The sequence below is a fragment of the Streptomyces sp. NPDC020490 genome (assembly GCF_044335305.1).
Classification (GTDB): domain Bacteria; phylum Actinomycetota; class Actinomycetes; order Streptomycetales; family Streptomycetaceae; genus Streptomyces.
Genome location: NZ_JBIRUY010000007.1, coordinates 67,946 through 79,989 on the forward strand (window position 1 = coordinate 67,946; position 12,044 = coordinate 79,989).

General features: G+C 73.9%; 10 protein-coding genes. 4 read left to right on the forward strand and 6 right to left on the reverse strand.

What is annotated here, in order from left to right:
• Positions 1 to 383: 383 nt before the first annotated feature.
• Positions 384 to 1,181: an SGNH/GDSL hydrolase family protein gene (locus ACH4ZX_RS10100; protein ID WP_398270367.1), complete on the forward strand. Its 798-nt coding sequence runs from the start codon at positions 384 to 386 to the stop codon at positions 1,179 to 1,181.
• A gap of 3 nt (positions 1,182 to 1,184) precedes the next feature.
• Here the strand turns inward: ACH4ZX_RS10100 and ACH4ZX_RS10105 are convergent, their stop codons facing one another.
• The 4 genes from ACH4ZX_RS10105 to ACH4ZX_RS10120 all read right to left on the reverse strand — a co-directional run bounded on the left by ACH4ZX_RS10105 (position 1,185) and on the right by ACH4ZX_RS10120 (position 7,711).
• Positions 1,185 to 2,795 carry a serine/threonine-protein kinase gene (locus tag ACH4ZX_RS10105; protein WP_398270370.1) on the reverse strand — a complete coding sequence of 537 codons (1,611 nt, stop codon included), beginning with the start codon at positions 2,793 to 2,795 and terminating at the stop codon, positions 1,185 to 1,187.
• A 63-nt stretch (positions 2,796 to 2,858) separates the two neighbouring features.
• A complete protein-coding gene (locus ACH4ZX_RS10110) occupies positions 2,859 to 4,475 on the reverse strand; it encodes a sulfite exporter TauE/SafE family protein (RefSeq protein ID WP_398270373.1) in 1,617 nt (538 codons plus the stop codon).
• Positions 4,472 to 6,091 carry a tetratricopeptide repeat protein gene (locus ACH4ZX_RS10115; RefSeq protein WP_398270376.1) on the reverse strand — a complete coding sequence of 540 codons (1,620 nt, stop codon included), beginning with the start codon at positions 6,089 to 6,091 and terminating at the stop codon, positions 4,472 to 4,474. The genes ACH4ZX_RS10110 and ACH4ZX_RS10115 overlap by 4 nt, the downstream gene beginning before the upstream one ends.
• Positions 6,092 to 6,175: 84 nt before the next feature.
• Positions 6,176 to 7,711, reverse strand: coding sequence for a DUF4331 domain-containing protein (locus tag ACH4ZX_RS10120; RefSeq protein ID WP_398270379.1), 1,536 nt, complete (start codon positions 7,709 to 7,711; stop codon positions 6,176 to 6,178).
• Positions 7,712 to 7,917: 206 nt separating this feature from the next.
• Between ACH4ZX_RS10120 and ACH4ZX_RS10125 the strand changes: the two genes are divergently transcribed.
• The 3 genes from ACH4ZX_RS10125 to ACH4ZX_RS10135 all read left to right on the forward strand — a co-directional run bounded on the left by ACH4ZX_RS10125 (position 7,918) and on the right by ACH4ZX_RS10135 (position 9,671).
• The gene (locus tag ACH4ZX_RS10125) at positions 7,918 to 8,460 is read left to right on the forward strand and encodes a sigma-70 family RNA polymerase sigma factor (protein WP_351891806.1); all 543 of its coding nucleotides are present in this window, start codon (positions 7,918 to 7,920) and stop codon (positions 8,458 to 8,460) included.
• A complete protein-coding gene (locus tag ACH4ZX_RS10130) occupies positions 8,457 to 9,275 on the forward strand; it encodes an anti-sigma factor domain-containing protein (protein ID WP_398270383.1) in 819 nt (272 codons plus the stop codon). The genes ACH4ZX_RS10125 and ACH4ZX_RS10130 overlap by 4 nt, the downstream gene beginning before the upstream one ends.
• A 126-nt stretch (positions 9,276 to 9,401) precedes the next feature.
• Positions 9,402 to 9,671: a hypothetical protein gene (locus ACH4ZX_RS10135; protein ID WP_398270386.1), complete on the forward strand. Its 270-nt coding sequence runs from the start codon at positions 9,402 to 9,404 to the stop codon at positions 9,669 to 9,671.
• A 439-nt stretch (positions 9,672 to 10,110) separates the two neighbouring features.
• Here ACH4ZX_RS10135 and ACH4ZX_RS10140 read toward each other — a convergent pair whose 3' ends face one another.
• Both ACH4ZX_RS10140 and ACH4ZX_RS10145 read right to left on the reverse strand, forming a co-directional pair.
• Positions 10,111 to 11,268, reverse strand: coding sequence for a type ISP restriction/modification enzyme (locus ACH4ZX_RS10140; protein WP_398270733.1), 1,158 nt, complete (start codon positions 11,266 to 11,268; stop codon positions 10,111 to 10,113).
• A gap of 26 nt (positions 11,269 to 11,294) precedes the next feature.
• Complete coding sequence (locus ACH4ZX_RS10145; protein ID WP_398270389.1) at positions 11,295 to 12,044, reverse strand: GntR family transcriptional regulator; 750 nt, start codon at positions 12,042 to 12,044, stop codon at positions 11,295 to 11,297.

Below are 12,044 nucleotides of genomic sequence, written 5' to 3' on the forward strand. Positions count from 1 at the left end.
CATGATCCGGCACCGGACCGTCCCACGCACCCGGTTTCCACGGTGCGCCGGGCGTGTCGGACCGCGTGTCACCAAGACCGGCACCGGGCCGGCCGGCGCCTGTCGCGCGGCGACTGAGGGAACGTCAAGGGCCATAGGTCACGGGGGTGAGTCTTCCCCGCCTTCCTGTTCAAGGCTCAGCAAGGGTTCGGGGTGGGGTGCAGCCCTGCCTGATCGGAGAGTTGAGCGGCTGTCAACCGACGCGTCATGAACGCGTGATCACGATCGGGTGAAGACAGGCACGGGAGCTGTCGAGATCTCAGCATTTTTGACATGAACACTTCCCGTCAACGCGCGTAGCTGGTACCAACGTTGTGGCGGAGATCCTGCTAAAGGGAGGTTCCATGAGACGTTCCCGTATTGCCGTGTTCATCAGCTCGATCCTTCTCGCCGCAGGTGCGGCCCTGACCGGAGCCACGGCGGCGCACGCGTCCGTGACCGGCGGGTACGTTGCCCTCGGCGACTCCTACTCCTCCGGGGTCGGCACGAACAGCTACATCAGTTCCAGCGGCGACTGCAAGCGGAGCACGAAGGCCTACCCGTACCTCTGGGCGGTCGCCAACTCACCGTCGTCCTTCAGCTTCGACGCCTGCTCGGGCGCCACCACGGACGACGTCCTCGCCAACCAGATGGGGTCGCTCAGCTCGTCCACCGGCCTGGTCTCGATCAGCGTCGGCGGCAACGACGCCGGATTCGCGGACGTCATGACGACCTGTGTGCTCTCGTCCGACAGCACCTGCCTGTCGCGGATCGCCACCGCGAACGCGTACATCGACTCGACGCTGCCCGGCAAGCTCAACAACGTCTACTCCGCCATCAGCAGCAAGGCGCCCAACGCCCATGTGGTGGTGCTCGACTACCCCCGCTTCTACAAGCTGGGCACCAGCTGCATCGGACTGTCCGAGACCAAGCGGTCGGCCATCAACGACGCGGCCGACCACCTCGACAGCGTCATCGCCAAGGCCGTCGCCGGCCACGGGTTCACTCTCGGCGACGTCCGCACCACCTTCACCGGCCACGAGATCTGCTCCGGCAGCTCCTGGCTGAACAGCGTCAACTGGACGAACATCGGCGAGTCGTACCACCCCACCGCGGCCGGCCACTCCGGCGGCTACCTGCCCGCGTTCGCCAACAACGTCTGATCCTCACGGCGTAGCCGAGCCGGAAGCGCTGGCGGAGGCCCCTCCTGACGGGGTCTCCGCCACGCACGTCACCGAGAACGGCACCGAATCGGACGTCGCGCGCACCGGGGAGCGCACCTCGACGCTGACCGCGTTGCGGAACGTCCCGGAGCTGTCGTACGTCGTCACGAACGCCTTGTCCTGCTTGGTCCGGCCGCCGCCCGCCGGGAAGGACAGGGTCTTCCACCCCGTGTCCACCACGTGCCCGTCCTCCGACAGCCAGCGGTAACTCACCTCGGCCGGCAGCCGGCCCACGGTGATGGTGGCCGTGAAGGCGGGCGCCTCGCTCTCGGCCGGCGGACAGGCGCCGGAGTAGTCGGTGTGCGAGCCCGTCAGCGTGACGCTCACCGACTGCGCCGGGGCGGAGGCCGTCGTACCGCTGCGGCTCGGCGTCGAAGCGGTGCGGGTGGCCTCGCCGCCGGACTCGCCGCGGGTGGCGGCCGGCGGGCTCGCCGCCTGCGAACCGGCGGTGCCGCCGCCCGTCTTCCCGCCCCCGTCGCCGCGGTCGAGCAGCGCGTACGTCAGCCCGGCCAGGGCGAGGGCCACCACCAGCAGCCCGGCGACCAGCACCGCGACGGCCCGCCGGTCGCGGCCCGGCGGCGCCGTGTCCGCGGTGTTCCCCGGCCCGGTGCCGGACTCGGTCCGGCCGACCGGATACGGCATCGGCGGGGTCGGCCCCTGCCGGTCGGGGAACCCGGCGACGGTCGGCGCGTACGGCGACGCCCCCACCGCGTCGGCGCGCGGGGTGCCGCCCGCCGCGACCACCCGCAGGTCCTGCTCGGCCCGTCCGGCCGACAGCCGTTCGGCTGGATTCTTGCGCAGCAGCCCCTCGATGACGGGGGCGAGCGCGCCCGCCCGGCGCGGCGGCGGCAGTTCGTCGTCGACGACGGCGCGCAGGGTGTTCAGCGGGGTGTCATGGCGGAAGGGGGAGTTGCCCTCGACGGCCGCGTACAGCAGGACGCCCAGCGACCACAGATCGGACTCCGGGCCCGGCTTGCGGCCCAGCGCCCGCTCCGGCGCGAGGAACTCGGGCGAGCCGATGACCTCGCCGGTCATGGTCAGCGCCGAACTCCCCTCCACCGTGGCGATGCCGAAGTCGGTGAGCACCACCCGGCCGTCGTTCGACATCAGCACGTTGGCCGGCTTCACGTCCCGGTGCAGCACCCCGGCCGCGTGCGCGGCCTGCAGCGCCGCCAGCACCTCGGCGCCGATGCGCGCGGTCCGCTCGGGTGACAACGGGCCCTCGGCATCCAGCAGTTCGGCCAGCGAGATGCCCCGGACCAGCTCCATCACGATCCACGGACGGCCGTCCTGCGTGGCCACGTCGTACACCGTGACCACGTTGCGGTCGGAGACCCGGGCCGCCGCCCACGCCTCGCGCTCCAGGCGGGCGTACATCCGCTCGACGTCCTGCGCCGGCAGCCCGGCGGGCGCCCGCACCTCCTTGACGGCGACCTCCCGGTGCAGGACCTCGTCCCGGGCCCGCCACACCGTTCCCATGCCGCCCTCGCCGAGGGGGGACAGCAGACGGTAGCGGCCCGCGACCAGCCGTTCACCGCCCGGTTCTTCGGACACCTGCGCGCCCCCTTCGCATCCGCGTGCTGTCTCCGCTCCGCGTGATTTCTCCACAAAAGTAGCTCAGCCGAGTGCGGATGCCGCCCCCCTGAGGACCAATCCGGCCCCGAGCGCCACCACGAGGAACGCCGAGCCGAGCGGAGCCGTCCGGCGCACCAGGGCCGCCGCCGGACGGGACGTCCAGCGCGGGCGGCGGTCCAGCACCCGGTTCATGCCGGTACCCAGCTTCACCACGGCGATTCCGGCCGCGGTGAGGGTGAGGGCCAGCCCGGCGCCGTAGGCGACCACGAGCAGCAGACCGAACCAGGCCTGCCCCAGGGCCGCGGCTCCGACCAGCACGACGACCGCGGACGGACTGGGCACGAGCCCTCCGGCGAAGCCGAGCAGGATCGTGCCGCGGAGGGTGGGCGCGGTGGGGTGGGAGTGGGTGAATCCGCCGTGGGTGTGCTCGACCGTGTGCGGGTGGGGGTGGTCGTGGGAGTGGCCGTGCTCGTGGCCGTGTGCGTGGCCGTGCGCATGGCCGTGGCCGTGCTCGTGGCCGTGATCGTGGTCCTGGGGGCGGGCGTGGTCGTGCTCGTGCTCGTGCTGGTGTTGCCCGTGCCCGTGCCCGTGCCCGTGCCCGTGCCCGTGTCCGTGCGGGGATCCGGGTGCGCGGTTGCGCCAGGCCCGGCGCACCAGGTTCGCGCCCGCCAGCGTCACCAGGGCGCCGCTCGCCACGCCCAGCCAGGCGATCACCGAGGGCGCCGCGGCGGAGCCGGCCGTGACCAGGAGACCGAGGGCGACCACGCCGAGGGTGTGGGTGACCGTCACCGACGCGGCCAGCGGCAGCACGTCCCGCGGCCGGGCCCGGCCCCCGCGGGCGGCCGCCGTCGCGGCCATCAGGGTCTTGCCGTGGCCCGGGGCGAGCGCGTGCATCGCGCCGAGCACGACCGCGACGAGCAGGGCGAGCGCGGCGAAGCCGACGGTGAGGTGGTGCCGGGCGACCAGGGAGTCCAGGGCGCGCGTCCAGCGGTCGGCGCCGCGCGGCAGCACGGAGGCGGCCGGGGCGGGCCGCTCGTCCTCGGCCAGGGCCGGTCCGCCGGGGCGCACCCGCAGGGCGGCGGTCACGGTGTCGGCGGGGGAGGACAGCAACTCCTGCGGATAGCGCGTCAGTTCGTGGGACACCGAGGTCTTCGGCACGTCCGAGGCGGTGAGCGTCATGCGGTCGCCGCGGGCGGTGATCTCCCGCCAGCCGGGCCCGGAGGCCGTGCCCGCGCCGCGGAAGCCGAGCGTCACGCTGCCGCCGGGCAGGGGCGCCGTGAGCCGGCACTCCACGCGGAGGGTGTGCAGCCCCGCCTGGCCGGGCCGCAGGCGGGCGTGCCCGGCGCCGACGGTGAGGGCGGTGGCGCGTCCGTCGACGGTGACCCTGCTGCCGGACGCCGCCTTCGCGCACCGCTGCCGCGCCCACCCGGCCAGGCCGAGCCGCTCGATGTCCGGCCCGGCCTGGGTCGCCGGGATCTCGGCGAGGTCCTCGACGTGGTCGATCCGGAGTCGGCCGGGGGCGGCGACCAGACCGTCGTAGCGGTTGACGGTGAAGTTGCCGAGCGGATGCGCGCTCGCGGCCGGGGCGGGAAGGATCACGAGGGCGCAGACGGCCGTGAGGACGGCCGCGCAGGAGGCGAGCACTCGACGGGGGTTCACCGGCTCGCCCCCAGTGCCGCGCGGGCCTCGCGGGCGCCCAGCGGGGAGAAGCCCGGGTTCAGCTCCAGGGCCGCCCGCAGCAGGGCGCGGGCGCGGTCGCCGTGGCCGGTGGCGCGCTCGATCATGCCGCGGTGGTAGAGGAAGGCCGCGTTGCGGTAGCCGGTCGCGGTGGCCCGGCGGGCGTAGGGCAGGGCCTCCTCGTCCCGCCCGCTCACGTGCAGCGCCCACGCGAGGGCGTCCGCGGTGTGCACGGTGCGGCGGCGGGACCACTCGGCGCGGGCGGCGCGCAGGGCGGCGGCCCGGTCGCCGTGGTCGGCGGCGGCGAGGGCGGTGTCCAGATCGGCGTCGACGCCGTTGGCGCGGGCGAGCGCGGTCCAGGCGTCGACGAGGGCGTACTGCTCGGCGGCCCGCGCCCGGTCGCCGGCGGCGCCGCGGTCCTCGTACAGCTCGCCGAGGAGGACGAGCGGGCCGGGCAGCGGGTAGCGGGCGACGACCTGCTCCATGCCCCTGATCGCCGCGGCCCGGTCGCCGCTCGCGAACTGCGCGCGGGCGCGGCCCTCAAGGGCCGGGAGGTAGTCCTCGTCGGCGGCGAGGGCGCGCGCGTAGCGGGTGAGCGCGCCCGCGTAGTCGCCCTGGTTCCAGGCGAGCTGGCCCAGCTGCGTGGCGACGTAGGCGACGTCTCCGCGCGTGGCGGCCCCGGCGAGGGCCTGCTCCAGCACCCGGCGGGCGGTCCTGACGTCTCCGCGTAGCTCGTGCACGTAGGCGTACCGGGTGAAGACAGGGATGCCGGGGCGCCGGGAGTCGGCGGTGTCGGCGGCCTTCGACGCGGCGGTGTAGCGGCCGAGTTCGACGAGGGCGTCGATGCGGGAGGACAGGGCGCGCTCGCTGTAGGGGTTCTGCTTCAGGGCCCGGTCGGCGTAGGCCAGGGCGCCCGCGAAGTCGTGGCGGGCCGCGGCGAGGGCGGCGCGGCCGGCGAGCGCCTGGTCGTTGCCGGGCTCGATGCCGAGGGAGCGGTCGAGGGCCTTCTCGGCCTGGGGGTAGCGGGCGGGGTCGCCCTTGGTGCGGGCCTGCTCGACGTACGCCAGGCCGAGCGTCGCCCAGCCGCCGAAGTCCCGTGGCTGGGCGCGGAGATGGGCCTGCAGGGCGGCGATGTCCGAGTCCAGGTCGCCGCTGTTCAGCAGCGCCGGCGACAGGGCGGCGGGCGCCGCGGCGACGGCCGGGGCCGTGTGGTCGCGCAGCGCCCCGACGGCGAGGGATCCCGCGGTGAGCGCGACGGCCAGCAGCAGCGCGGAACCCCCGAACCGCAGTCCGCGCACCCGCCGTCCGATCGCGGCCATCCGCCGCACGGCGACGACCCGCTCGTCCGGGGCGTCCTCCGCGCCCCCGTTCCCGGGGTGCCCGGCCCGCGGTGGAGGAGGTGGCGCGGTGTCGTGCTTCCCCGTCGGCGCGGTGCGGTTCTCCCCCGTCGGCGCGGTGTCGTGCTTCCCCGCCGGCGTGGTGCCGTTGTTCCGCGTCGGCGTGGTGTCGTTGTTCCGCGTCGGCGTGGTGTCGTTGTTCCGCGTCGGCGTGGTGTCGTTCGTGCGCGGGGCCATGCCCTCTCCCTGATCGCGTGCCATGGACGGACGGTTGTCGTTCGGGTGTGCGGCGCGGCCCGCGCCATGGGGGAATCCGCGGGCCGCGCCAGTCGGTGGGGGAGCGGGTCAGTACGCCCGGCCCCGCATGCGGCGCCACCACATCAGGCCGCCGCCGATCAGCAGGATCCCGGCCGCGCCCGCGCCCGCGGAGGCCGCGATCAGCGGGGTGTTGCCGGACCCGGTGGCCGAACCGGCCGGCCGCAGGGCGTCGCCGAGCTGGTTGCGGACGTCGTTGCCGCTGCTGACGCCCTTGGCGGTGGCCCCGCGCGAGCCGGGCGTCGGGTTGGCCAGGTACGGGAAGGAGTGGCCGAACTTCTTGTCGTTCGCGTCCACCGCGTCGCCCAGGTCGTTCTTGGCGCCCAGCAGTTCGCCCTCCACGACCTGGAGCGCCTCGTCGATCACGTCGTCGGTGAGCCGGCGCCCGTTCGGGAAGCCCGCGTTGTCGCCGTCGAGGACGCCGAGCCGCTTGGGCTCCGCGGCCGGCTTGATCGACGTGTTGAGCCGCAGTTCCTCCGCCGGGGTCACGTGCGGCGGCTGGTTGAGGCCCTCGACGCCCTTCAGGAAGACGTCGACGAGGTCGTTGCGCGGCTCGGCCGGCGCCTTGATCTTGTAGATCTGCTCGATGAGCTTGGGCAACTCGGGGTTGGTGACGTTCTTCAGGAACTGGGCGTCGTACCGCGGCGAGGACGCGTTGAACCTGTCCTTGTCCTTCAGCGGGTTGACGACCTCGTTGACCAGCGGGTTGCCCAGGCGCGAGACCTGCTCGTAGTAACCCCGCGCGTTCTTGCGCTGCGTCGTCGACCAGATGCCGACGACCGGCTGGTCCTTCGACTCCGTGATCATGTCGGTCGGCACCTGCAGGGCGATGGAGTTGACGTTGTAGCCCTTGAGGGTGTCCCGGCCGACCTCGGACAGGTTCCCGCCGTACAGCAGGTCGAAGACGCGCAGGTCCAGGAAGAACGGGTCGTCGGCCTGGCCGGCGAACGTCTGGGCGCCGCTGGAGAGCTTGTAGACCGCCTGCTGCCGCAGCTTGTCGTAGTCCGGCATCGACGCCTTGCCGACGTTCGACGGGGCCACCGGAACGTCGTCGGCGAGCTTCGTCCTCGCCATCACCTTCCGGTCGTGCAGCTTGAACAGCTCGACGTCGTAGGTCTGGGTGACGTTCAGGTCGGGGTCGTCCAGGCTGGTGACCGCGCCGGTGTTGTACAGGAAGGTGTTCTTGTTCTTCGTGTGCGTCCTGAAGGTGTAGCGGATCAGCAGCTCGGTCTGCGCGTCGCCGTCGTTGTCGATGTGCAGGTCGTACTGGGCGTCGTCGGCGAACGTGTAGAAGTTGGGGCCGCCGGCCGGGTCCTGGAAGGGGATCCAGTTGGCGATGATCGTCGTCGTGTCCGGCTTGTCCGGGCTCACGAACGCGTACACGTCGGTGTTGTCGTACTGGGGCTGCCCCGAGATCAGCGGGGCCTCCCGGTGGCTGGAGGCGGAGGCCGCCCCCGGTTCCAGCGCGGTCACGCCGGCGGCTGCGAGCCCCCCGGCGGCCAGCGCACCACATATGAGGGTCGCGAGGCTCCCGCGTCCCGCACCGCTCCTGGAGATAGGTGTCATGCCGTCCGTCCTCAGTGCCAACTTGCCTGACGCACGGGCATTCGGAGCGGCCGCCGGGCCGGATTGGTCGGATCCGAAAAATTCTTTCCCGCCTGCTCGACCCGCGTTTTCGGCGGGCTGATCCGTAACACCGTGCGGAGGTGCGTTCGGTGCGAATGCCTGGTGTGACGGGACGGGGCCCATGCGGCCGCAGAGAGGGGGACCGAGTGGAGGCGGACAAGCTCCTGGTACTCGTGGCGGGCGGCGACCAGAGGGCCTTCGAGGATCTGTACGGTCTGGTGGCCGGCCCGGTGTTCGGGCTGGTGCGGCGCGTGGTGCGGGACCCCGCCCAGTCGGAGGAGGTGGCCCAGGAGGTGCTGCTCGAACTCTGGCGGTCCGCGGCGCGCTTCGACCCCGGCCGGGGCAGCGCGCTGTCGTGGATCCTCACCCTCGCCCACCGGCGCGCCGTCGACCGGGTGCGCAGCGCCCGCGCGGCCGGGGAACGCGAACAGCGCGAGGCCCGGCGGGCCGACGGCCCCGCCTTCGACCACGTCGCCGAGGAGGTCGAGGCCGGCCTGGAGCGCGAATGGGTGCGCCGCTGCCTGAACCGCCTCACCGCCCTGCAACGCCAGTCCGTCACCCTCGCCTACTACGACGGCTACACCTACCGTGAAGTGGCCGAGCGGCTGTCCCTGCCGCTCGGCACGGTCAAGACCCGTATGCGCGACGGACTCACCCGGCTGCGCGACTGCCTGGGAGGTACGGCATGAGCCTCCTCGACCGCCTGCTGCGCCGCGAGGACGTCCACTCCCTCGCCGCCCCCTACGCGCTCGACGCCCTGGAGCCCGCGGAACGCGTCCGCTTCGAGAAGCACCTGCGGACCTGCGACGTCTGTACCGCCGAGGTGCGGGCGCTGGCCGAGGACGCCGTCCGCCTCGCCTGGTCGGCGGCCGCCCCGCCGCCGGCCGCGCTGCGCGAGCGGGTGCTGGCCGCCGTACGCGCCACCCCGCAGGAGTCCGCCCCGGCGCGGGAGCACACGCCGCAGCTGCCGCCGCACGTCTGGGGCACGCAGCCGCCGCCGTCGCGCACCCGTGCGCCCCGCGAGCGCCGCCCCCTCTTCGTGCCGTTCGCCACGGCGACCGCCGCCGCGGCCCTCGTCGTCGCCTCGCTCTTCGCCGTCCAGGCCGACCGGACCCGGGACCAACTGGACGCCGCGCGCGCCCAGAACCGTGAGATCGCCCACGTTCTGGCAGCTCCCGATGCCCGCTCGGCCGGTGACCGGGACGCCCGGGGCCGGAGCATCGCCGTCGTCGCCTCCGCCTCCGAGGGACGCGCCGTCGTCACCCTCAGCGGATACGGCGACCTGCCCGGCGACCGGGTGCACCAGCTGTGGCTCATGCGCCCCGGTGCGCGGCCACGCTCCCTCGGGCTGTTCTCCGGCGGCGACACGCCCTTGGTCGCGACCGGCCTCACGAGGTCGGCCACGTCACTCGCGGTGACCGTCGAGCCCGACGGCGGCTCACCGCAACCCACCGGTCAGCCTGTTGTCCAACTCGCCCTGAAAACTGTCGGATTCGGAGAGTAATGAAGGAGGGGTCGTCAACCTCCTTACGGGGAAGGTGAATCCTGTGACCGCGATACACGAGTGCCGCAAGGTGGCGATAGGGTTACCCTGCCCGGGCCGGGTGGACTCGTACGGGTGGGGAGTGACATGGAACAGATAACAGTGCGCAGCAGGGCGAGGGTCCCTGCGATCATCTGCGGGAGCAGTGCGACCAGTTCGCGTCTCGACCGCCATCTCTCGGTGCTGGCGGGACCCGCCGTCCCGCAGCGGGAGACGGCCGAGGCGACCTCGCTCATGCGTGAGCTGACCGCGCGTGACACCACGCACCAGCGCAGCGGCCGGGGCGCGCGTGTCCATCGCGTCTCGCTGTTCGCGCCGCTGCGCCGGCTGCGCCGCTCGCTGTTCGGGGGGCGCTGAACGACGCCTGCGTCCGGCGAGGCCGGCGCTCGGGCGGCCTGCCGCACCGGAGTGCGCCGCCCCGGCCGTCCGTCATCCCCACGGCCCGCAGCGGCGCCCCGGCGCGCCTCCCGGGCGCGGGCGCGTCCCCCCGCCCGCGCCACGGCCCGTAGTACCCACCGCCCCGCAATACCCCCGTCCCGGGGTACACCCGTCCCGGGCAGAACAGCCGCCACGGCTGCCGCACAACGCACATCTGTCACACCGCCCCGCCGTGCTCCCGGTGCGTCCCACCCGCTCCGCACCCCGGGAGGCAGCGGACCGGCGAGAGATCCCGCATGCGCGAGAGATCCCGCATGCGCGAGAGATCCCGCACCCGCGAGAGATCCCGCACCCGCGAGAGATCCCGCACCCGCGAGAGGCCCCGCATGCGCGAGAGGCCCCGCGTCCGTGCGAGGGCCTAGATCAGCGCGAACTGGCCCTCCGGGCCTTCCTCGTGGTGGTCCAGGACCGACGCCGGCCTGCGGGCCGGCTCCGGCACGGGCAGCACTCCCGCCGCGGTGAGGTCGGCCGCCGTGACCGGACTGGTGACCGTCAGCTCCCGCTGCCGTGCGCGGACCTCCGCGACCATGGCCAGCACCGTGATCAGTTCCAGCAGCTCCGACGTCCAGGCCTGCGGCCAGGCCGTCGGGCGGATCGCCGCCAGCGTGCCCGGCTCCGGTTCGGCCGTCCTCGCCGTGAACCAATGCTCCAGCACCCGGACCCCGGCCGCCTCGAAGTCCCAGGCATCGGGCGGCACCGGTGAGACGCGGCCCCCGTCCAGGTGCAGCGTCTCCTCGTCGCGGTCGTAGTGCAGGGTGAGCGGGCGCGCCGGGAGCGGGGCACGGACGTAGGGGCGGCGGCCGCCGGGCAGCTTGGGGCGTTCGCCGTCGCGGCGCATCAGCCACAGCAGGCGGCGTCCCGACTCGACGCCGTGCGCCCACACCTCGGGGTCGGCGGTGAGCGGGACGGTGCCGGCCGGGCCCGCCGTCGCCAGGATCCAGGCCAGCACGTCGAGCGGCTGCGGGGTGTGCCCGAGCCGCGTGCCCAGGTGCTCCGCCAGGCCGGGCGCCAGGTTGGGTTCCGCCCCGCCGGGGCGGCGGTACAGCGGGCGGACGCGGCCGGTGCGCAGCAGCGGCAGGCGGGACGTGGCGAGCAGCGGCGGCCCGGCGTCCGCGCCCGTCTCCACCGTGAAGACCTGGTGCTCGTCCGCCACCCGCCACAACTCGGGGCGGGCCGCGTCGATCAGCCGGTGGTCGGGGATCAGCCACTGCTCGTCGAAGGGCGCGTGCAGCACCCGTACCGGCTCCGCGCACGGGCCCGAGGCGCGGGCCAGCCGCCGTGTCCCGCCGGCCCCGCCCGGCAACTGGCCGACCGCCGAGTGCAGCGTGCGTGCGCGGGTCGGCTGGAACAGGGCCTCCCGGTCAGGGCCGTCCGCCTTCAGCAGCGCGTCCCAACGGGCCTTCAGGGACGCCGCGTCGGGGGCCGCCGGCCACCCCCGGCCGAGCCGCGGCGGTGCGACGGACCACGGCATGAGGTCCGCCAGCGGCGGAGCGTCGTCATGCGTCACGCCGGTCATCGTACGGCGTGTCACGGACCGTCACCTCAGGTGGCGTCGAGGGTGACCGTGAAGGAGAAACGGTCGCCGCGGTAGTGGATCACCGCCGCGTCCAGCACCCGGCCGTCCGCGTCGTAGGTCACGCCCGTGTAGTGCAGGATCGGGCTGAGCAGCGGCACTTCGAGCAGCCGCGCCGTCTCCGGGTCCGCCAGCCGGGCCTCCACGATGTCCGTGATGCGGCCGATGTCCGCCCCGACGACGTCCCGCAGCACCTTGGTCATCGGCCAGCGCACCAGGTCCGCGGGGTCGATGCGGGCGGCCAGCTCGGGACGGACGTAGTTGCGGGCGTGGTTGGTGGGCTCGCCGGTCTTCTCGTCGCAGCGCAGGCGGTGGTAGGTCGCCACCTCCTGGAGGTCCGGGAAGTACTCGGCGACCTCGGCCGGCACCGACGCCAGGCCGTGGTCCAGCAGTTCGGTCGCCATGCCGGACTGCTGGGCCACGATCGCGTCCACCGAGCCGAGCAGCCGCACCGGGGCGGCCCGGCGGGCGTCCGGCTCGATGAAGGTGCCGCGGCGGCGGTGGCGGGTGATCAGGCCCTCGTCCTCCAGCTCCTTCAGCGCCTGCCGCATGGTCAGCACGCTCACCCCGTAGTGCCCCGCCAGCTGCTCCTCGGTGGGCAGGCGCAGCGGGTCCTGGGGCGAGCGGCCGAGTATCGAGGCGCGCAGCGACTGCGACACCTGGTACCACAGCGGCAGCTTGCGGTTCAGGACGATCGAATCCGGGGCGAAGGAGGTCAC